The organism is Actinomadura rugatobispora, from assembly GCF_042656285.1.
GTDB classification, from domain to species: Bacteria; Actinomycetota; Actinomycetes; order Streptosporangiales; family Streptosporangiaceae; genus Spirillospora; species Spirillospora rugatobispora.
On the sequence record NZ_JBHSON010000090.1, the window covers coordinates 1 to 20,411 of the forward strand.

A 20,411-nucleotide genomic window follows, 5' to 3' on the forward strand; every position below is an offset into this window, starting at 1 on the left:
GCGCGAACGGCGTGAAAATCTCACCCGCGAAGTCCTCAAGACGGCCACGAACCTCAGCCAGCTCAGCCGGAGTCACACCAAGATCATCCCATATGATACCGAACTAACAAAGTCCTACTAGGGCCTGTCTCGAAGTGGCCTCAGGTGCCGCCCGAGCGCGTTACCTGGACGGTGGTGCGATGCCGGAGACGAGCATCACCGTCCAGATCGCGAAGCGATGCCGCGCTCGCCAAGGCCCGGTTAGGGGCGAGCCGCCAGGCGAGCACCGTAGGCCGGGACTTTGAGACACAGCCTGAGGGCTTGCTGCGAGGTGGGCGGGGTAAGTGGGGTGCTTGTGCGGATGGCTTCTGAGAGACGGAAACGTGCTCGGGTGTCGGCCGGGTTGGGGGAGAGTGCGGTCACTTCGGATTGTTTGGGAGAATCGCTGGTGTGAAGGCTTCCTTGAAGGCACTGCTGGAGCTGCTCGACCTCGAGCAGATCGAGAACGACATCTTCCGCGGCCGCAGTCCCGAGGAGCGCCGGCAGCGTGTCTTCGGCGGGCAGGTGGCGGGGCAGGCGCTGGTCGCCGCGGGACGGACCGTCCCGGTGAACCGGCCCGTGCACTCGCTGCACGCCTACTTCATCCGGCCGGGCGACCCGCTGGTCCCGATCGTCTACACCGTCGACCGGGTGCGGGACGGGAGGTCGTTCACCACCCGGCGGGTGCTGGCCATCCAGCACGGGAAGGCGATCTTCAGCCTGTCCGCCTCGTTCCAGATCGTCGAGGACGGCCCCGCGCACCAGGCCGCCATGCCCGAGGCGCCCGACCCCGAGACGCTGCCGACCGCGCTCGAGCGGTTCACGCCGCTGTTCGGGGAGCGCGGCGCCGTGGAGTTCGTGGAGGGACGGCCCTTCGACGTCCGGCACGCCACGCCGCTCACCTGGGAGGCGGCCAAGGACCCGGCCCTGAGGACGCCCGAGTCGAAGGTGTGGCTCAAGGTGGACGGCGAACTGCCCGACGACCCGATGCTGCACGTGTGCCTGATGACCTACGCCTCCGACATGACGCTGCTCGACACCGTGCTGCTCAACCAGGGGCTCGCGTGGGGCGACCAGCGGACGATGGGCGCCAGCCTCGACCACGCCATGTGGTTCCACCGGCCGTTCCGCGCCGACGACTGGCTGCTCTACTACCAGGACACCCCGTTCGCCGGAAGCGCCCGCGGCCTGGCCAGGGGCCAGGTGTTCACGCAGAACGGCGACCTGGTCGTGTCGGTCATGCAGGAGGGTCTCATCAGGACCTCGGCCGAGCCTCAGGGGGAGCCCCAAATCCCTTGAGTATTCAAGGATGATGACGAAGCCGTCATCACTGACTTAGACGGTCGAATCGGGGGCCCGGTTCTCTTCGAGGCCCGTGAAGTGACCCACAAAACCGCAGGTCAAAAATACCTTGATTGATTTGCGGAAGTGGCCGTACTCTCGTACGCGAGCGATCAGACGGCCCGACGATGGATCTTGGATCCGGCGGACGGGCCCCAAGGAGCCAGGAAGGTGGTGTGCGGTCCGGTGAGCACGATGTTGATCAAATCAGCGCAGTCCTGGACGCGCGCCTGCCCCGCCGGCTCCTCGATGAGGTATGGCGGCGGCGCCATGTTCGCCGTCCAGCCGTGGAGCGCCCTCCAGCCAGTGGCCGCCGTGTGCCCCCCGCGTCATGACGTGGTGGGTGGCGTGTCCGGCGGCGCGGCGGCGCTGCGCGGCGATGCCATGCGCGGCACCGCGCGGTCCGAGGCCGACCTGTTCGGCATGCGACTGCGTACAGCGTCTGTTCGGCAAGGCGTGCAGCGAGTCCAGGACGAGCAGGGGCGGACCGTCTTCGAACACCTCGAAGGCGCCAACCCCAGCGCTCCGGCCACGGCCCACGTGGACGCCATCTCGATCAAGGGTGGCAAGGGTCCGTACCCCTGGAGGCGACCGGTCTAGAAGACACCGGCAAGCCCCCAGGCCGCGGATCCAGACACCGGATCCGCGGCCTTCTTGTTTGCCAAAAACGCACCGACACACCCGTTGCGAACCAACGAGAGGAATCAGGGTGACTGTGATGCAGGGGGCTCTCGCAGTGAGCGAGGAGGACCTCACCCTTCCCTGCCGGACCGACCCGGAGCTGTTCTTCGCCGAGGCTCCCGCCGACGTCGAGCTCGCCAAGGCCCTGTGCCTGGAGTGCCCGCTCCGCAAGGAGTGCCTCGCCGGCGCCCTTGAGCGCAAGGAGCCCTGGGGCGTATGGGGCGGCGAGCTGTTCGTCCGCGGTGTCATCGTTCCGCGCAAGCGGCCCCGTGGCCGTCCGCGGAAGAACCCGGTCCCGGACGAAGTGGCCGTGTGAGGACCACGTGACCGCCATACCGACACTCGACCGTGTGGAGATCGGGGGCACGGTCCCCGTACAGGGGCCGTGCCCCCGGGCCGCCGGGGAGAACCAGATGAACTTGCTCAGCCAGGACCTGTCCCGGGAACGAATACCGGGTGCTGAGGTGGAGCTGGCACAGCGGGTGCGCGCCCTGCGGCGCGCGCGCCGGGACGCCAGGACGCGGGCGGCCCGCGTCCGGCGCGCCCTGCTGGCGCCCACCTCGGCCGGGGACCCTTACGTGTCCCGGCCCGCTCGCGAGACCGGCCACAGGTAAACGACGAAGCCCGCACGGTGGCAGGCCGCCGCCGCTCTTCTTGGATGGTTTGGCGGCCGGGCGGCCTCCCGTGCGGGCCTCCGGAGGCGTGCCCGGCGACCCCCTCGCCGGGCACGCACGAAAGCGGGCCCCGCGCGTCTCATCAACGCGCGGGGCCCGCTTCAAAGTCCCGGCCTACGGCGCTCGCCTGGCGGCTCGCACCTGACGGGCCTTGGCGAGCGCGACATCGCTTCGCGATCTGCCGCCTCACCGCCCAGGTAGCGCGCCCGCGCGGTCGCTGAGGCCACTTCGAGACAGGCCCGAGGCCCCGCTCGATCGCGACATCGCGCTTCGCGCGGTTGCTGGTGCCACCTCTGGACAGGCCCGAGGCCCCGCTCGACATCGAGTCCCCGAGCGGGGACGACTCCTGCCTGAGGGGCAAAAGAGTGCGGGTCAGCCGGCCAGTTCGTCGTCCTCGTCGGCCGCGGCGGTGATCTCGGCCGGGGCGTCCTCGTCGGCGAAGCCCGGGATCCAGCGGAGGGACTCGGCGCGGGCCGGGATCTCGCATTCGAGCTGGCACAGCACGCCGGTGCCGGCCGACAGCACGCGGTGGACGATCACGTACTCCGGCGGCAGGTTGAGCTGGCGGACGACGTTGGTCGGGCGCAGGTCGGTGACCCGGGCGGCCATGTCGCGCAGCCACTCGCGGCTGAACTTGAACGTGTCGTTCACGAACGGCTCGGTGATCGGGGCCAGGAACGCGTGCAGGGACTCGGCGTCGACGTCCACGCCCTCGCGGATGAAGTCCTCCCGGCGCAGCGCCTCCTCGACCTGGTCGATGTCGGCCATGGTGCCGATGCGCAGCAGGCGGCCCATCCGGTACTGGAAGTCCTCGGGGATCCGGTCGACGGCGCCGAAGTCCATCACCCCGAGGCGGCCGTCGGCCATGACGCGGAAGTTGCCGGGGTGCGGGTCGCCGTGCAGCATGCCCGACCGCTTGGGGCCCGACAGCAGGAAGCGGCAGTACAGCAGGGCGGCGTGGTTGCGCTCCTCCTCGTCGCCCGAGCTGATGATCTTCGAGAGCGGGGTGCCGTCGATCCACTCGGTGACGAGCACGTCGCCGGACTGGGCGATGACCTCGGGGATGTAGAAGTCGGGGTCGTCCGCCGGGTACGCCTCGCGGACCGCGGTCTGCGAGGCCGCCTCGACGGTGTAGTCGAGCTCCTCGGCGACCCGCTCCTTCAGCTCGGCCAGCATCGACTTGACGTCCAGGCCGGGCATGAGCACCGAGAACAGCTTGGCCAGCCGGGCGAGCTGGTTGAAGTCGCTGATCAGGGCCTTCCCGGCGCCGGGGTACTGGACCTTGACGGCGACCGCGCGGCCGTCCTCCCACACGCCCCGGTGCACCTGGCCGATCGAGGCGGCGGCGGCCGGCTCGTCGTCGAACGACTCGAACCGCTCCCGCCAGTCCTGGCCGAGCCCCTCCGCCAGGACCTTGTGGACGGCGGCGGCCGGCAGCGGCGGCGCGGCCTCCTGGAGCTTGGTGAGCGTGGCCCGGTACGGTCCGGCGATCTCCGGCGGCAGCGCGGCCTCGAAGATCGACAGCATCTGGCCGAGCTTCATCGCCCCGCCCTTGAGCTCGCCGAGCACCTTGAACAGCTGCTCGGCGGTGCGCTGCTGGATCTCCATGGCGACGGCCTCGGCGGGGCGGCCGAAGGTGCGTTTCCCGACCCCCAGCGCGGTGCGCCCGGCGAAACCGAGCGGGAGGGACGCCAGCTTTGCGGACCGCGTCACCGCGCGGCGGGGGAGATCGCTCACGCCGACCATTGTCGGTGATCCGCTTCCGTTTCCGCTACAACGATACGGCAACCGCCCCGGCGCCTTCCTCCGGTGCGCGGCGGCGACCTGCGACAATGCGGTAAGTGTGCGCTTTCTCACGCCGTGGCCCGATCTGTGATATTGCGCATGCGCGCGTGAGAGCCGTGCCCGGCCTGGACGACCGCGCCGCACGCGCGTGGGCGAGGCCGGTGCGCAGCGCGGGGTGGCGGGGGCGATAGCGTGCGGGCCATGCCCGAAGAGCTGTCCGATGTCCTGCTCGTGGAGCGCCGTCCCGACGGCGTCGCCGTCCTCACCCTGAACGACCCGGACCGGCGCAACGCCATGTCCGACGAGATGACCGCCGCCTGGAAGGACGCCATCGCCGCCCTGCGCGCCGACACGGGCCTGCGCTGCGTGGTCGTCACCGGCGCCGGAACCGCGTTCTCCTCGGGGGGCGCCCTGGGCTTCCTGGCCGACAGCAACGCGATCGCCGTTCCGCCGCTGCGCGACCGGATGCTGGAGTTCTACCGGACCTGGCTGACGATCCGCGCCCTGGAGGTGCCGACGATCGCGGCGATCAACGGGCATGCGGTCGGAGCCGGGTTCGCGCTCGCGCTGGCCTGCGACCTGCGGTACGCGGCGGCCGACGCCAAGCTGCTGGTGCCGTTCACCGCCCTCGGACTGCACCCGGGCATGGCCACGACCTGGCTGCTGCCGGAGGTGGCCGGGCTGCCGCTGGCCCGCGAGCTGCTGTTCACCGGACGGGCCGTCAGCGGATCGCAGGCCGAGTCGCACGGGCTGGTCAACCGGGCCGTCCCGCGCGAACTGGTGCTGCAGGAGGCCCTGGACGTGGCGGGCCAGATCGCCGCGCAGGCGCCGATCGCGACCCGGCTGACCAAGGTGGCCCTCTCGAACGGCGGCCATCCCGACATGGAGTCGGCGCTGCGCTGGGAATCCCTCGCCCAGCCGGTCACCATGGCGTCCAAGGACATGGTGGAGGGCCTGGCGGCCCAGCGCGAGAAGCGCCGCCCGGTCTTCACCGGCGAGTAGGCGCGCCGAACGGACGACCCCGGCGGGGCCGCCTCGAAACGGCCCGCCCCGCCGGGGTCGAGGCGGGTCAGAGCTTGATCGGGCCGGGGGGCTCGTCCGGGGGGAGTTCCGCCTTCGCGTCCTCGGCCGTCGTGCCCGTTCTGGCGCGCGCCCTGTGCCTGGCCAGGCGTTCCATCGCCGCCGACAGCAGCATCGGCGCGGCGATCTCCGTCACGCGGACCACCGCGCCCGGCGGGAGCCCGTACCGCTGGGCGATCTTGCGTGCCACCGGCCGGAGCACCCGGCCCGCCGCCCCTCCGGCGACCGCGCCCGCGATGCCGCCGCCCACGCGGCGTCCCAGGGACGGGGGCGGGGTGCCGAGCCGGGTGCCGTCCGGCCCTTCCAGGATCTCCGGCGCGGTCTCCGCACCGGTGCCGCTGGCCTGCCGCCGCTGGTGCCCTGTCAGCGTGATCACCCCTGCTCATGTCGCATTTCGGTCGTGAACGCCCCCTTCGTACCCGGCAGCGAACGGATCAAGCGGCGACCTTCCGGAACGCGCGCGGCCCCGGCGAGCGTCGGCGCCACGCTGCGGACGGGAGGTGGGGCCCATTGGGCAGTCGGTGTGGAAACCGCGCGGAGACACTGTGGAAACAGTATGGGGATGCTTGAAAACAGGCCGGTTGACCTGCGGAAACTCCCAACACCCCCTGTGGAGGAAGCAAATTTTTAGGTACGGTTCTGGAGTGCCCCCTAACGTAGAGGTCCGCCGCAGTAACCGCCGCCGGCGGACGGTGTCCGCATACCGCGATGGGGACAAGGTCGTGGTGATGCTGCCCTCCCGGCTGACCAAGGCCGAGGAGGAGCAGTGGATCGCGACCATCCTCGAACGGCTCGAGGAGCGCGAACGCCGTCGCCGCCCCTCCGACGCCGACCTGGAAGTGCGGGCACGCGAACTGTCCAGGCGCCATCTCGGCGGCCGCGCCGTTCCCGCCAGCGTCCGCTGGGTCGGCAACCAGCGCACCCGCTGGGGGTCCTGCACGCCTGACGACGGCACCATCAGGCTCTCCACACGGCTGCGTGGCATGCCGTCCTGGGTCGTCGACTACGTGCTGGTGCACGAGCTGGCGCACCTGCTGGTCCCCGGGCACGGCGCCGACTTCTGGAAGCTGGTCGGCAACTATCCCAAGGCCGAGCGGGCCCGCGGCTACCTCGAGGGCGTGGCCGCCGCCGCCCACCTGCCGATGGAGATGGACGCCGACGGCGCCGCCGGTGACGAAGAGCTGCCTCCCGAGTGCCACCACGGGGTCGCCGGGTGAGTTCCGGCCCCGGCCCGTCGTCCCCCGCCTCCCGCCGTTACGCCGCCGTCCTGTCCGTCGAGGACCCGGACGGCGCCGCCCCGAGCCCGAGCCCGCCGGGAATCGATCCCGAGGAGTTCCGCCTCGCGCTCCTGGAGGACACCTACGAGGTCGTGGCCGGCCTGGAACTGGTCACGCCCGCGCTGGTGCTGGACCCTCCCGGGCAGCCCGCCGCCGAGGCGATCACCTGGCCCGGCACCGCGATCGTCCGGGAGCACGGTCTCGCCGCCGCGTTCGCCGCCCTGCACGCGCTGGGCGCCGAGGAAGCCGTGCTGCTGGCCTCCGACGCCCCCGACCTCCCGCCGCTGCTGATCGGCAAGCTCTTCCGCGCCCTCGGCGACGCCCCGGCCGCCGCCTGCCAGGCCGAAGGCCCCCTGGACGCGGGCCCGCCGCGGCACGAACACCGTCGCGGCACGCCGCACGGGCTGGTCGCGCTGGCCGCACGGCTGCCGCTGCCCGGGTGGCTGGCCGCCGCCCTCGGCGACGTCGATCTCGACACCCCCGACGCACTGGCCCGGCTGCGCACCGCCGCGCCCCGTCCGGGGCTGGTCCCGCAGGGCCCCGGCTGGCACCGCCTCCGCACGCCCGCCGACATGCGCCTGCTCGACCCCGGCCTGGAGGGCTGGGAGAACACCCGCGCCCTCCTCCAGGGCCACCCGCTGCGCTAACCCGCCGTGCCGGACCGGGACGACGCCAGACGGGCCAGCCGCCGGACGGCGTCGTCGGTCGGTTCGGGCAGGGCGTCCACCGGGAACCAGCGCAGATCCTCCGACTCGGCGCTGATCGCGTGCCGGGCGTCCGCGGGCGCCAGCGCCACGAACTGCACGTCCAGATGCCACGACCCCTCCGGATGGCAGCGGACGGCGTGCAGGTCGAGCTGCGCGGGCACGGGCCGCAGCCGCAGCCCGTCGATCCCCGACTCCTCGGTCGCCTCCCGCAGCGCCGCCCCCGCCAGCGTGGCGTCGCCGGGCTCGCAGTGCCCGCCCAGCTGGAGCCACGCCCTGATCTTGCGGTGCAGGGTCAGCAGCACCCGCGTCCGGGACTCGTCCACCACGATCGTGCTGGCGGTGATGTGCCCGGCCACGCACTCCCGGAACGTTCCGTCCGGATGATCGGCCAGATGGCGCAGGAAGTCGCGGCGGAGCTTCTCCTGGCGCTCGTCCGGCGCCCGCCACCCCTCCAGCACCCGTACGGCGTCCGCGTGCAGCGGGCCCGGCGACGGACCCGTCATACGCGGCGGCTCACACGCGGATACAGCGAGTTCACCGGGTGGCGGCGCCGCCGCTCCTGATCACGCGGCCGCTGCCAGCACAGCCCGGCCCCCGCCACACGCCTTCTGACCTGCGCGGACGCGGTCTCCGGTGTGAACCGGCAGCCGGGTACGCGCGAGCGGCCCGGACGCGACCTCACGCGCGGGACCCCGGGCCGTCACCGGGCTCGCCGTCCCCGCCGCCCTTGCCGCCGCTCTCGTCGTCCTCGCCCTTGCTCTCGTCCGGCTTCGCCTCGCCGGTCAGCGCGGAGATGTCCAGGTCGAAGCCCTCGATCAGGTCCCGGCCGTGCACGAACCCCTCGGGGTCGTCGAGATCCTCGGCGTTCGGCAGCAGGTCGGGGTGCTCCCAGATGGCGTCCCGGCCCTGCACGCCGCGCGCCTCGGTGAGGCTGCGCCACAGCGCGCCCGCCTCGCGCAGCCGCCGCGGCCGCAACTCCAGACCCACCAGCGTGGCGAAGGTGCGCTCGGCCGGCCCGCCCGTGGCGCGGCGCCGCCGCACCGCCTCGGCCAGCTTCACCGAGCCGGGCAGCCGGTCGCCCGCGACCTGGTTGACCACCGTGTCCACCCAGCCCTCGATCAGCGCGAGGCTGGTCTCCAGCCGGGCCAGCGCCGCCTTCTGCTGCGGCGTCTCCTCCGGCGTCAGCTGCAGCTCGCCGCCGAGCGCCTGCTGGATCGCCTCCGGGTTGCTCAGGTCGAGCCCCTGCACGGCCCGCTCGATGCCCGACAGGTCGACGGTGATGCCCCGCGCGTAGTCCTCGACCGCGCGCAGCAGATGGGCGCGCAGCCACGGCACGTGCGCGAACAGCCGCTGGTGCGCGGCCTCCCGCAGCGCCAGGTACAGCCGCACCTCGTCATCGGAGATCTCCAGGCCCTCGCCGAACGCCTCCACCCCGGCGGGCAGCAGCGCCCCCACGCCCTCCGGCGCCAGCGGCAGGCCCACATCGGACGACCCGACCACCTCGCGGGCCAGCGCACCCAGCGCCTGCCCCGCCTGGCCGCCCACCATCGCGCCCGCCATCTGCTTGACCATGCCGATCAGCGGACCGGCCATCGCCTGCATGTCGGCGGGGATGTCGCCCGAGCCCAGCGCCCCGCCCATCGACTCGACCATGCGGGTCGCGATCGGGTCGCAGACCTTCGACCACACCGGCAGCGTCTGCTCGATCCACTCCGAGCGGCTCCACGCCTTCGGGCTGCGGATCCCCGCCGGGAGCGTGGTGCCCTCGTCCAGCCACAGGTCGGCCAGCCGCAGCGCCTCCTCGACCTGACGGCGCTCGGCGTCCACGACCGAGGGGTCGCCCTGCTCGGCCACCGCGTGGCGGGCTATGTTCTTGGCCAGATCCCAGTTCAGCGGGCCACCGCCGGCGCCGGGAGCACCCTGGCTGCCGATCATGTCGGCGAAGCGGTGCAGCATGTCGGCGAACTGCTGCATGTCGCCGCCCATGGCCTTGAATGGATCCTGGGGCTTGTCGTCGTCACCGTCGTCGTTGCCGGGACGGTTGAAGCCGAAGGGAGTGTCACTCATCGGTTCGCCCCTGGGATGCATGATGGGCTCATATCCGCAACGTTAGCCGGTCCCGGCGAAGTCGCGAACACAAGGAAGGGGGCAGCTCCGTGGCAACGGGCAAGGTTCGCCCTGGGCGTAGCAAGGGCCCGGTCGTCGCCGTCACCGGAGCGGCCACCGGGGCGGGCCGCCTGCTGGCCGCCCGGCTGGCCGGGCACGAGGCCGTCCGCAAGGTCGTCGCGATCGACGAGCAGCGCGGCGACGTGCCGAACGTGACCTGGCGGGTGACCGACATCCGCGACCCGCTGCTGTCCAACCGGCTCTCCGACGTGGACGTGATCGTCAACCTCGACCTGCGCCGCTCGCCCGAGCTGGACCCGCGCGAGCGCCGCACCCACAACGTGCGGGGCGCCCAGACGGTCGTGACCGCCGCCGCCGCGGCCCGCGTGCGCCGGGTGGTGCTGGTCACCAGCGCCATGGTGTACGGCGCGGGCCCCGACAACCAGATCCCGCTGCCCGAGGACGCCCCGATGCTGGCCGAGGCCAACACCAGCATCGCCGGCGACTACGTCGAGATCGAGGAACTGGCCGCCGGGGCACGCCTCAGCCACCCCGGCCTGGAGGTCACGGTCGTACGGCCCGCGGCACTGGTGGGACCGGGCGTCGACACCGTGATCACCCGGCACTTCGAGGCGCCCCGGCTGCTGTCGGTGAAGGGCAGCACCCCCGGCTGGCAGTTCTGCCACATCGAGGACCTGGCGTCCGCGCTCGAACTCGTCGTCGCCGAGAGCCTGACCGGGCCCATCGGGGTCGGCTGCGAAGGCTGGCTCGGCCCGGAGGAGGTCACCGAGATCACCGGCAAGCGCACCTTCGAACTCCCCGCCGCGCTGACCTTCGGCATGGCGCAGCGGCTCCACCGCCTCGGCATGACCCCGGCCCCCGCCACCGACCTGCACTACGTCGCCTACCCGTGGGTCGTCGACTGCGCCCGCCTGCGCGCCGCCGGATGGAAACCCGCCTACGACAACGCCACCGCGCTGCGGACGCTCATGGAGGAGGGCGCGGGACGGCACGCCGTCGTCGGCCGCCGCGTCGGCGGCAAGGAGGCCACCATGGCCACCGCCGCGGGCGCCACCGTCGCCGCGATCGGCGCCGCCGCCGCCATCCGCCGCGCCCGAAAACGGCGCCGGTAGTGTTTATTGCATGCGCGAGCTGCGCTCCTCGCCTGGCGGCTCGTCGCTTGTCGCGCATGCGGCGATCGCTGCATCGCTCCGAACTCGCTGTGCTTATTGCGTTCGCGAGCTGCGCTCCTCGCCTGGGGGCTCGTCGCTTGTCGCGAACGCGGCGATCGCTGCATCGCTCCGAACTCGCCTGGCGGCTCGCTCCGCGATCAGTTTCCTCGCAGGCTCGGAACTGCCTTCGGACGCGATCGCACGCCCGAGCCACCGTTCGGGGCTTGGCCGACGGCTGAGCTTGTTACTCGGGGGAAAAGGCGAAGGGCCGCGTGGCATCTGTCGCGCGGCCCTTCTCCGGTGTCGTGGTGGTCAGTCTTGGTTGGGTGAGGCTGACGGGGAGGGGGAGCCTGAGGGGGACGGGCTGGGGCTCGGGGTTGCGCCTGCGGCCGGGCGGCCGGCGGTCTGCTGGGCCGCGGCCAGGGCGTCGCGGGCCTTCTTGATCCGCTCCCAGGCCTTGCCCATCTCGGGGTAGTTCAGCTCCTTCTGGGCCTTCTCGTAGGCGCCGACCGCCGACTCCAGCTCGTCGATCGCCTGCTGCGCCTGCTGGGTGAGCTGCGGTGTGCCGCCCTGCTGGTTCTGGCCCGGCTGGGTGTTGGACGGCGGCGGGGCCGCCGAGATGCCGCCCAGCAGCTGCTCCATCGCCTCGCTCATGTTGTTGCCCGAGGCGATCCTGTCACCGAACCGCACCAGCACCTTGCCCAGCAGCGGGTACGGCTGCTGCTCGGCCGTGCCCGCCGCCATGGCGTACATCGGCTCCACGTACAGCACCCCGTTGCCGAACGGGATCGTGAGCATGTTGCCCGGCACGGTCCGGGTGCCGCCCTGGCGTAGGGCGAACAGCTCGTTCTTGACCTTCGGATCGGTCTCGAAGGAGTTCTGCACCTGGCCCGGGCCCTGCGCCGGGGAGTTCCGCGGCAGCTGCAGGACCTCGATCTGCCCGTAGTTGCGGCCCGGTGTCGAGCCGATCGACATGAACGCCGCCAGGTTCGGGTTCTCCCGCGGGTTGAACACCGTGGTCAGCGAGAAGTCCGGGCCGTCGGTGCCCGGCATCCGCAGGCTCTGGTAGTACGGCGGCTGGCGCCGGCCCTTCGCGCCCGGGTCCTCCGGCACCTCCCAGAAGCCCTCGCCGTTGTAGAACGCCGCCGCGTCCGTCACGTGGTACTTGGTGAGGATCTGCCGCTGCACCTTGAACAGGTCGAGCGGGTAGCGGAAGTGGCTCTCCAGCTCCGGCGGGATGGTGTTGCGCGGCTGGACGGTGTCCTTGAAGACCTTCATCCACGTCTTGGTGATGGGGTCGTTCTCGTCCCACTGGTAGAGCCGCACCTGGCCGTCGTAGGCGTCCACCGTCGCCTTCACCGAGTTGCGCATGTAGTTGATCCGGTCGTTGGCCTGCCGGGCCACGGCCGAGCGCGTGTCGGTGATGGTGTCGCGGGTGGCGTCCCCGAGGCTGGTCTGCTCGGAGTACGGGTAGGCGCCGGAGGTGGTGTAGCCGTCCAGGATCCACAGGATCCGGCCGTTCACCACGGCCGGGTACGGGTCGCCGTCCAGCGTCAGCCAGGGCGCCGCCCGCTGCACCATGTCCCGCGGATGACGGTTGTAGAGGATCTTGGCATTGTCGTTGATCGCGCCGGAGAGCAGGAGGTTCTTCTCCTGGAACCTGGTCGCGAACAGCAGCTTGTTGAAGAACGAGTCGATCGGGACGCCGCCGCGCCCCTCGTAGGTGGTGTTCTTCTGGCCCGCCGGGCTGTTGTCGGGGTAGTCAAGCTCCTGCTGCCCCGCGCCGCCGACGACCGAGTACGCCGGCGACCGCTCGCCGAAGTAGATCTGCGGCCGGTCCACCTTGACCTGCGAGTTCGGCGCCTGCGGCATGTCCTTGGTCAGGAACTCGGGCACGCCGCCGTTGGCGAACCGGTCGCCGTACGCCGACACGAAGCCGTACCCGTGCGTGTAGACCATCCGGTCCTTGACCCAGCTGCGCTGCCCGGCCGGGGCGCCCGACAGCTCCCGCAGCGCCACGATCGCGTCCACGTTCCGGTCGCCGACCTTGTAGCGGTCGACGTCCAGGGTGTCGGGGAACCGGTAGAACGGCCGGATCCGCTGCAGCTGCTGGAACGTCTCGCCCACGACGTTGGGGTCGAGCAGCCGCACCCCGCCCAGCTGCTCGGCCTCGGTCTGCAGCTTCTTCGGGTCGGTCTCGGGACGCGCGCCGTACTCGGTGGTGACCTTGGTGTTCTCCACCCCGTACGCCTTGCGGGTGAACGCGATGTTGCGCTGGATGTACTCGCGCTCCTTGGCCAGCTCGTCCGGCCGGACCTGGAACTGCTGGATCGCCAGCGGGTACACCCCGCCGACCAGGACCGCCGACAGCACGAGCAGCGTGAAGCCCACGCCCGGCAGCATCATCCCGCGCCGCACGATGTTGCTGAAGAACATCGCGGCGCAGATCACCGCGATGACCGCCAGGATCGTCTTGGCCGGCAGCAGCGCGTTGATGTCGGTGTACGAGGCGCCCGTCGTCGCGCCCCGTTCGGAATGCACCAGGCCGTACCGGTCGAACCAGTACGCCACCGCCTTCATCAGCACGAACAGCCCCACCAGCACCGACAGGTGCGCGCGCGCCGGAGGGCTGGCCTTGTCGCCGGGGCCCTGCAGCCGCAGCCCGCCGTACAGGTAGTGCACCATCAGCGCGGCCAGGATCGACAGGATCACCGTCGCGAACAGCACGCCCAGCAGCAGCCGCAGGAACGGGTAGGTGAAGACGTAGAAGGACACGTCCTTGTGGAACTGCGGGTCCTTCACGCCGAACGGCGTGCGGTTGAGCCACGCCAGGAACACCGGCCACTGCCCGGCCACCGACGAACCCGTCAGCAGCCCCAGCAGGCCCAGCAGCCCGGCGGCGATCAGCTTGCGGCGCGGATCGACGACCGCGCGGTAGCGCTCCAGCCCCTGCTGTTCCACCGACAGCGGCCGGTACGCCGGCCGCAGCCGGTACGCGATCACCATGTTGGCGCCCACAAGCAGCGCCATCAGCGCGCCCGATCCGAAGAACAGCAGCACCTTGGCCCACAGCTCGGTCGTGTAGACCGACGAGAAGCCGACCGAGCGGTACCACAGGAGGTTCGTCCAGATCGAGGTGAACAGCAGGAAGGCGACCAGTAGCACCGCCAGTACCACCAGGACCGGTAGCACCAGCCGGCTCCGGCCGTTCCCCAGCCGGCGCCCGAATGAGGGGGTCCGGAACGTCAAGGGCCTCTCCGTTCGAAGGGTCGTGCCCACCGGCCGCCCGCCGGTGCTGTCTATGCAACTTACCGAGTAGACGGGGGGTTCCCGCATTTCCTCCCGCCGATTGGGGGAAAGATGGGCCCGTGAGTCTTCTGGAAGAAGTCGTACAGGATCTGGAACGCCACACCGCGCAGGAGGGCTGGGATGCCGCCCCGCGCCTCTACGCCCTGGTGGAGAGCGCCGAACTGCGCCGTGCGGAACCGGAGCTGGCCGACCAGCTGGGCCTGAGCGCCGACACCGACACCCTCGCCGCCCTGGAGCAGCCCGCGCTCCCCGAACAGGCCGCCGTCGAGGACGCCCTCGCCACCATCGCCTGGCCGGACGCGGTCGCCGGCTGCGCCCTCGTCCTCGAACGCGTCGTGCTGCCCCCCGAAGCCGAGGACGAGATCCCCGAGGACGAGGACGAGGCCGCCGAATGGGCCGCCAGGCACCCCGCCCGCGAGGACGTCCGCATGATCGTCGGAGTGCTGCGGGACGGCACCCGGCACGCCGCGCTCAGGCTGCGCCGCCACGACGTCGACGACGAGGTCCTGCTCGGTGCCGACCTCGTCCCCGGTCTGGCGGACGCCCTCGCCGCCACCTTCGACCCGGACGAACCCGACGCACCGGGCGCCCTGCCCGGCGTTCCGGCCGCCGGGTAGCCTGCGGAACGTGAACGAGGACAGCGGACAGGAAGTCATCAGGCTGATCGGCGTCCGCGAGACGCCGCTGTCGATCGACGAGGTCTTCGCCGCCGTCGGCCACCCCGGGGCCGGCGGCGTCGCCCTCTTCGTCGGCACCGTGCGCGACTCCGACCACGCGCGCGCCGTCAGCCGCCTCTCCTACAGCGCCCACCCCACCGTCGAACAGACACTCCGCGCCGTCATGGAGAAGGTCGCCGCCGACTTCCCCGTCAAGGCCCTCGCCGCCGTCCACCGCGTCGGCGACCTGGACATCGGCGACCTCGCCGTCGTCGTCGCCGCGTCCTGCCCCCACCGCGCCGAGGCTTTCGACGCCTGCCGCCGCCTCATCGACGACCTCAAGGCCCAGGTGCCCATCTGGAAGCACCAGCGGTTCGCCGACGGCGGCGACGAGTGGGTCGGGGCCTGCTGAACACCCGTTCCCGCATAGAGTTTCCGCATGTCTCGTCGTGCCGCCACGCTCGCCGTCGCCAGCGCTCTCGTCATGGTGCTGGCGCTGGTGGGCTCCCTCATGCCCGTCCCGTACGTCGCGCTCATGCCCGGTCCGACGAGCAACACCCTCGGCACCAACGAGAAGGGTGAGCCCCTCGTCAGGATCGAGGGGCGGCAGACCTACGACGACAAGGGCCACCTGAACTTCACGACCGTCACGTACCGGGGCGGTCCGGGCAGCCGCATCGACCTGTTCAGCGCCCTGCAGGGCTGGCTGGACGGCGATGTCGCCATCGTCCCCGAAGAGACGATCTTCCCCAAGAACGAGTCGCAGCGGCAGGTCGACGAGGAGAACACCCGCCAGATGCGCGACTCCCAGCAGAGCGCCGAGGCCGCCGCCCTCCACGAACTCGGCATCAAGGTCCCGACGCAGGCGATCGTCGACTCCGTCCAGAAGGGCCTGCCCGCCGACGGCAAGCTGCGCCCCGGCGACGAGATCACCGCGGTCGACGGCACCGCCGTCGCCAACGTCTCCGCCGTCACCGGCCTCATGGCCAAGCGGAAGATCGGCGACCCGGTCACCGTCGCCTACAAGCGCGGCGGCAAGGAGGAGAAGACCACCCTCACCACCGCCGCCGCCCCCGACGGCAAGCGCGCCGTCGTCGGCATCGTCCTCAGCGACCAGTACCGCTTCCCCTTCAAGATCAACATCAGTGTGGGCGACGTCGGCGGCCCCAGCGCCGGCCTGATGTTCTCCCTCGCCATCGTCGACAAGCTCACCCCCGGCCCACTCACCGGCGGCACCTTCATCGCCGGCACCGGAACCATCACCCCCCAGGGCCAGGTCGGCCCCATCGGCGGCATCCAGCAGAAGATGATCGCCGCCCGCCGCGCCGGCGCCACCGTCTTCCTCACCCCCAAGGACAACTGCCCCGACGCCGTCAAGGCTCGCCCCGACGGCCTCCGCCTCGTCCGCGCCGACACCCTCAAGGGCACCATCGGCGCCATCAACGCCATCAACAGCGGCAAGGGCGCCGTCCCCTCCTGCGGGGGGAACTGATTTGGCACCCCACCCGCCATGCCCTAGAGTTATCTCAACGCCGCGGGGTGGAGCAGTTCGGTAGCTCGCTGGGCTCATAACCCAGAGGTCGCAGGTTCAAATCCTGCCCCCGCTACTGGTCCTGGGGTCCCCTTGGTCGCAAGCTGCGCTTGCTTCCGAGGGGGCCCTTCGCGTTTCTCCCAGGGGGGCGACCCCCTGGAACCCCCGATGTGGGGGCTCCGCCCCCACGCCCCCTTGCGCGTGGCGCCTTTGGTCGGGCGCTGGGCGCCCTTCCTTGGCGGTTGTTGGGTTTCTGCGGGTGGTTGCGGGCTTTAGGGACGCTTCCTGCTGGGTTGCCTCTGTCAGGCATGACGACCGTGCAGCCGCGGTCCCCGGACGTCGTCCGGGGCGAACTGCTTGGTTCGGCGGTCGGTCACGTATTGAGGTGGGGGTGGAGGGTCAGCGCCAGGTGGAGGGTGAGGCGGTCCTGGCCGTTGGAGAGGGAGAGGTTCGTCAGTTCCTCTATGCGGCGCAGGCGGTGGTAGAGGGTTTGGCGGTGGATGTTCAGGTCGCGGGCCGTTTCCTGGACGCCGCCGGCCAGGTCCAGGTAGGTGCGGGCGGTCTCGGTGAGTTCGGGGTGGTCCAGGAGCGGCGTTAGCTGGGGCGGGATCGCCGATGCGGCGAGGGTGGCGTCGTCGGCGCAGCGGAGCAGGCGCAGGGCGCCCAGGGACGACCAGGTGCGGGTCTCGCCGTCGGCGGCGGTGCGGGCGGCCACGCGGGCGCGCAGCCAGGCTTCGCGGATGCCGGCGAGGCTGGTGCAGGGGCTGAACAGGCCCGCGTAGGTGGGCGACTGCCTGCGTTCCAGGAGGAGCTGGCGGGCCCGTTCGATGATGTGGACGGCGTTGGCGGGCGGGGTCACCAGGATGTGGTCGCCTTCCCACACGGTGGTGACGGCGCTGCGGGGGAGCAGCCAGGGGTTGAGGGGGGCCAGGTCGTCGCCGCGCAGGACGGCCACGGCGAACGGGGGTTTGATGACCTCCGCCAGTTCGCTGGTGGCCTGGGCGCGCACGTCCGGGCGGACGGTCAGCAGGTCGGCCAGCTTCCAGCCGAGGTCGTCGCGGTCCCTGGTCTGGCGGGCCATCAGGAGGGCGGCGCGTTCGGTGAGGGGCGCGGCCTGGGCCGTCATGGCGGGGGTGATGTGCTGGTCGTCGTCCAGGAGCCACAGGTAGCCGTAGGTCACGCCGTTCCAGCGGACGGGCAGGCAGAGCCGGGCGAGCAGGCCCGCCTCGGGGTCGGCGGGGATGCGGACGGGGCCGGTGGCGCGGGCGATGCCGTGCTGCTCGAAGCGGGCGCGGACCTCCCAGGTCGAGCGGCGGTGCAGGATCGAGTCGGTGCGGACGGGGTCGATGGTGGGGCCGTGCGCCGCGTACGCGACCAGGTGGAAGTCGCGGTCTTCGAGCGTGGCGGGGGCCCTCAGGAGATCGGCGGCCGTCTCCACGAGGTCCTGCAGGTCGTCGCGTTCAGACATTTGTATGGTGAGGGGTTCTCTAGAAAGTGGCATTTGACTGTATGGGCTGTTGGTGAACGGAATCTAACGTCCGTCTTATGCTCAGTCCTCTTCTTCTGGCGGCCGCGCGTTCGCGGCGGGTCCGGAGTCTGGTCACGGGGTTTCCGCTCAGCCGGGGGGTCGTCGACCGGTTCGTGGCCGGGGAGGATCTCGGCGGGGCGGTCGCCGCGGTCAGGGAGCTGGCGGGTGACGGGCTCGCGGTGACGCTGGACCATCTCGGCGAGGACACCCTGGACAGGGCGCAGGCGGAGCGTACTCGGGACGCCTACCTGGAGTTGTTCGCGGCTCTGGAGGGGTGGGACGCCGAGGCTTCGGTGAAGTTGTCGGCTCTGGGGCTGGCGGTGGATCGGGGGCTGGTGCTGGAGAACGCCCGGTCGGTCTGCGAGGCGGCGGAGCTCGCCGGGATGACGGTCACGGTCGACATGGAGGACCACACGACGGTGGACGCGACCCTGGAGGTGGTCCGGCAACTGCGGGTGGACTTCCCCTGGGTGGGCGTGGCGATCCAGGCGATGCTGCGGCGCAGTGAGGGGGATCTCCGGGAGCTCGCCGGGTCGCGGGTGCGGCTCGTCAAGGGCGCCTACGCGGAGCCGGAGTCGGTCGCGTACGGGAGCAGGCGTGAGATCGACCGTGCGTATGTGCGGGCGCTGCGGCTGCTGATGCGCGGGGACGGGTATCCGATGGTGGCCACGCACGATCCCCGCATGATCGAGATCGCCCTGGAGTTGGCGAGGGGGCGGGAGCCCGGGTCGTACGAGTTCCAGATGCTGTACGGGATCCGCGCCGCCGAGCAGCGGCGGCTGGTCGGCGCCGGGGAGCGCGTGCGCGTTTACGTCCCCTACGGGGCCGATTGGTACGGCTACTTCATGCGGCGGCTGGCCGAACGTCCCGCCAATCTCGTGTTCTTTCTCCGCTCGTTTGTCTGATGGAGGTACTCATGGACGCTGTGACCCGTGTGCCCGAGCCCGTTAACGAGCCCGTGCGTGCTTACTCTCGGGGCAGCGCCGAGCGGGCGCGGCTCGAGGCGAAGCTGGCCGAGTTGCAGGCCGCGCCGATCGACCTGCCCATGACGATCGGGGGCGTGCGGCGGATGGGTGCCGGGCCCAAGGTCGAGGTGGTCCAGCCGCACCGGCACTCGGACGTGCTCGGCACGTTCGGGACCGCGACGGAGGGCGATGCGCGGGACGCGATCGGTGCGGCGCTCGCGGCGGCGCCCGGGTGGCGGGCGATGGCGTTCGACGACCGTGCGGCGATCTTCCTGCGGGCGGCCGACCTGCTGGCCGGGCCGTGGCGCGAGACGCTGCTGGCGGCGACCATGCTGGGCCAGGGCAAGACGGTGCAGCAGGCGGAGATCGACAGCCCCTGCGAGCTGGTCGACTTCTGGCGGTTCAACGTCCACTACGCCCGGCGGGTCCTGGCCGAGCAGCCGATCAGCGGGCCGGGCGTGTGGAACCGCAGCGACCACCGGCCGCTGGAGGGGTTCGTGTACGCGATCACCCCGTTCAACTTCACGGCGATCGCCGGGAACCTGCCGACCGCGCCCGCGCTGATGGGGAACGTGGTGGTGTGGAAGCCGTCGCCGACGCAGACGTACTCGGCCGTTCTGCTGATGCGGCTCCTGGAGGAGGCCGGCCTGCCGCCCGGGGTCATCAACCTGGTGACCGGTGACGGGGTCGCCGTCTCGGAGGTCGCCTTGGTCCATCCGGAACTGGCCGGAATCCATTTCACCGGGAGCACGGCGACGTTCCAGAAGCTGTGGCGGGCGGTGGGCGAGAACATCTCCGGCTATCGGAGTTACCCGCGGCTGGTGGGCGAGACCGGTGGGAAGGACTTCGTGGTCGCCCATCCGTCGGCCGATCCCGCGGTGCTCAAGACGGCGCTGGTACGGGGCGCGTTCGAATATCAGGGGCAGAAGTGCTCGGCGGCCTCGCGGGCCTACATTCCGCGGTCCATCTGGGAAGGTGGGTTCGCGGAGGAGTTCGTGGAGGAGGTCGAGGGCTTGGCGATGGGTGATGTCAGCGATTTCGGCAATTTCATGGGTGCCGTCATCGATGCTCGGGCGTTCGCCAAGAATCGTGAGGCGATCGAGCGGGCGAAGGCCGACCCGGCGGTCGAGATCGTGGCGGGTGGTACTTATGACGACTCGGTGGGGTATTTCGTGCGGCCGACCGTGCTGGTCTCGGACGATGCCACGAACGATATTTTCAAGACCGAGTATTTCGGGCCCATCCTCGGCGTTCACGTCTACGACGACGAACGGTACGAGGAGGTCCTGGCGCAACTGGAGTCGGTGTCGGCGTACGCGCTGACCGGCGGGGTCATCGCCCAGGACAGGGCGGCGATCGCCCGGACGGCCGAGGTGCTGCGGTTCGCGGCCGGCAACTTCTACGTCAACGACAAGCCCACCGGGGCCGTGGTGGGGCAGCAGCCTTTCGGCGGCGGTCGCGCGTCCGGGACCAACGACAAGGCCGGGTCGATTCTCAACCTGCTGCGCTGGACGTCGCCGCGTTCCATCAAGGAGACCTTCGTCCCGGCCACCGACCACCGCTACCCGCACATGGGCTGAG

Annotated in this window: 19 protein-coding genes and 1 tRNA gene; 14 read left to right on the forward strand and 6 right to left on the reverse strand. The window is 71.3% G+C overall.

The annotated features are described in order from the left end of the window. Nucleotides 1-429 precede the first annotated feature (429 nt). The 4 genes from ACFPZN_RS43575 (at nt 430) to ACFPZN_RS43590 (ending at nt 2,654) form a co-directional block, all read left to right on the forward strand. Nucleotides 430-1,317 (forward strand): acyl-CoA thioesterase, encoded by an 888-nt coding sequence (locus tag ACFPZN_RS43575; protein ID WP_378288613.1) that lies wholly within the window; start codon nt 430-432, stop codon nt 1,315-1,317. A 228-nt stretch (nt 1,318-1,545) separates the two neighbouring features. Next, nucleotides 1,546-1,959 (forward strand): hypothetical protein, encoded by a 414-nt coding sequence (locus tag ACFPZN_RS43580; protein ID WP_378288615.1) that lies wholly within the window; start codon nt 1,546-1,548, stop codon nt 1,957-1,959. 118 nt (nt 1,960-2,077) lie between these two features. Next, nucleotides 2,078-2,356, forward strand: coding sequence for a WhiB family transcriptional regulator (locus ACFPZN_RS43585; RefSeq protein ID WP_378288705.1), 279 nt, complete (start codon nt 2,078-2,080; stop codon nt 2,354-2,356). A gap of 97 nt (nt 2,357-2,453) precedes the next feature. Then, complete coding sequence (locus ACFPZN_RS43590; protein ID WP_378288617.1) at nt 2,454-2,654, forward strand: hypothetical protein; 201 nt, start codon at nt 2,454-2,456, stop codon at nt 2,652-2,654. Between the two features lie 432 nt (nt 2,655-3,086). Here ACFPZN_RS43590 and ACFPZN_RS43595 read toward each other — a convergent pair whose 3' ends face one another. Beyond that, nucleotides 3,087-4,451, reverse strand: coding sequence for an ABC1 kinase family protein (locus ACFPZN_RS43595; RefSeq protein ID WP_378288619.1), 1,365 nt, complete (start codon nt 4,449-4,451; stop codon nt 3,087-3,089). A gap of 249 nt (nt 4,452-4,700) precedes the next feature. Here ACFPZN_RS43595 and ACFPZN_RS43600 point away from each other — a divergent pair, with 249 nt between their 5' ends. Continuing rightward, nucleotides 4,701-5,501 carry an enoyl-CoA hydratase/isomerase family protein gene (locus tag ACFPZN_RS43600; protein ID WP_378288621.1) on the forward strand — a complete coding sequence of 267 codons (801 nt, stop codon included), beginning with the start codon at nt 4,701-4,703 and terminating at the stop codon, nt 5,499-5,501. A 67-nt stretch (nt 5,502-5,568) separates the two neighbouring features. On the opposite strand, the gene ACFPZN_RS43605 is transcribed toward ACFPZN_RS43600, so the two are convergent. Next, nucleotides 5,569-5,955, reverse strand: coding sequence for a hypothetical protein (locus ACFPZN_RS43605; protein ID WP_378288623.1), 387 nt, complete (start codon nt 5,953-5,955; stop codon nt 5,569-5,571). 268 nt (nt 5,956-6,223) lie between these two features. On the opposite strand from ACFPZN_RS43605, the gene ACFPZN_RS43610 reads away from it, so the two are divergent. Further along, a complete protein-coding gene (locus ACFPZN_RS43610; protein WP_378288625.1) occupies nt 6,224-6,796 on the forward strand; it encodes a M48 metallopeptidase family protein in 573 nt (190 codons plus the stop codon). Continuing rightward, nucleotides 6,793-7,503 carry a hypothetical protein gene (locus ACFPZN_RS43615; RefSeq protein WP_378288628.1) on the forward strand — a complete coding sequence of 237 codons (711 nt, stop codon included), beginning with the start codon at nt 6,793-6,795 and terminating at the stop codon, nt 7,501-7,503. Before ACFPZN_RS43610 ends, ACFPZN_RS43615 begins: the two co-directional genes overlap by 4 nt. Here the strand turns inward: ACFPZN_RS43615 and ACFPZN_RS43620 are convergent. Both ACFPZN_RS43620 and ACFPZN_RS43625 read right to left on the reverse strand, forming a co-directional pair. Beyond that, complete coding sequence (locus tag ACFPZN_RS43620) at nt 7,500-8,066, reverse strand: NUDIX hydrolase (protein WP_378288629.1); 567 nt, start codon at nt 8,064-8,066, stop codon at nt 7,500-7,502. The genes ACFPZN_RS43615 and ACFPZN_RS43620 overlap by 4 nt on opposite strands. 175 nt (nt 8,067-8,241) lie before the next feature. Further along, a complete protein-coding gene (locus ACFPZN_RS43625) occupies nt 8,242-9,630 on the reverse strand; it encodes a zinc-dependent metalloprotease (protein ID WP_378288631.1) in 1,389 nt (462 codons plus the stop codon). Nucleotides 9,631-9,719: 89 nt separating this feature from the next. Here ACFPZN_RS43625 and ACFPZN_RS43630 point away from each other — a divergent pair, with 89 nt between their 5' ends. Continuing rightward, the gene (locus ACFPZN_RS43630) at nt 9,720-10,802 is read left to right on the forward strand and encodes an NAD-dependent epimerase/dehydratase family protein (protein ID WP_378288633.1); all 1,083 of its coding nucleotides are present in this window, start codon (nt 9,720-9,722) and stop codon (nt 10,800-10,802) included. A 351-nt stretch (nt 10,803-11,153) separates the two neighbouring features. Here the strand turns inward: ACFPZN_RS43630 and ACFPZN_RS43635 are convergent, their stop codons facing one another. After that, on the reverse strand, nt 11,154-14,090 hold the full coding sequence (locus ACFPZN_RS43635) for a UPF0182 family membrane protein (RefSeq protein ID WP_378288635.1): 2,937 nt from the start codon (nt 14,088-14,090) through the stop codon (nt 11,154-11,156). A 119-nt stretch (nt 14,091-14,209) separates the two neighbouring features. Here ACFPZN_RS43635 and ACFPZN_RS43640 point away from each other — a divergent pair, with 119 nt between their 5' ends. The 4 genes from ACFPZN_RS43640 (at nt 14,210) to ACFPZN_RS43655 (ending at nt 16,413) form a co-directional block, all read left to right on the forward strand. Beyond that, nucleotides 14,210-14,767 carry a PPA1309 family protein gene (locus ACFPZN_RS43640; protein WP_378288637.1) on the forward strand — a complete coding sequence of 186 codons (558 nt, stop codon included), beginning with the start codon at nt 14,210-14,212 and terminating at the stop codon, nt 14,765-14,767. A 10-nt stretch (nt 14,768-14,777) separates the two neighbouring features. Then, a complete protein-coding gene (locus tag ACFPZN_RS43645) occupies nt 14,778-15,218 on the forward strand; it encodes a molybdenum cofactor biosynthesis protein MoaE (protein WP_378288639.1) in 441 nt (146 codons plus the stop codon). 27 nt (nt 15,219-15,245) lie between these two features. Then, on the forward strand, nt 15,246-16,298 hold the full coding sequence (locus ACFPZN_RS43650; RefSeq protein ID WP_378288641.1) for a YlbL family protein: 1,053 nt from the start codon (nt 15,246-15,248) through the stop codon (nt 16,296-16,298). A 41-nt stretch (nt 16,299-16,339) separates the two neighbouring features. Continuing rightward, a tRNA-Met gene (locus ACFPZN_RS43655) sits at nt 16,340-16,413 on the forward strand. Nucleotides 16,414-16,710: 297 nt separating this feature from the next. On the opposite strand, the gene ACFPZN_RS43660 is transcribed toward ACFPZN_RS43655, so the two are convergent. After that, nucleotides 16,711-17,805, reverse strand: coding sequence for a PucR family transcriptional regulator (locus tag ACFPZN_RS43660; protein WP_378288643.1), 1,095 nt, complete (start codon nt 17,803-17,805; stop codon nt 16,711-16,713). 77 nt (nt 17,806-17,882) lie between these two features. Here ACFPZN_RS43660 and ACFPZN_RS43665 point away from each other — a divergent pair, with 77 nt between their 5' ends. Both ACFPZN_RS43665 and pruA read left to right on the forward strand, forming a co-directional pair. After that, nucleotides 17,883-18,770 carry a proline dehydrogenase family protein gene (locus tag ACFPZN_RS43665; RefSeq protein WP_378288645.1) on the forward strand — a complete coding sequence of 296 codons (888 nt, stop codon included), beginning with the start codon at nt 17,883-17,885 and terminating at the stop codon, nt 18,768-18,770. 11 nt (nt 18,771-18,781) lie between these two features. Continuing rightward, the gene (pruA, locus tag ACFPZN_RS43670; RefSeq protein WP_378288647.1) at nt 18,782-20,410 is read left to right on the forward strand and encodes an L-glutamate gamma-semialdehyde dehydrogenase; all 1,629 of its coding nucleotides are present in this window, start codon (nt 18,782-18,784) and stop codon (nt 20,408-20,410) included. The last annotated feature ends 1 nt before the right edge of the window (nt 20,411 follow it).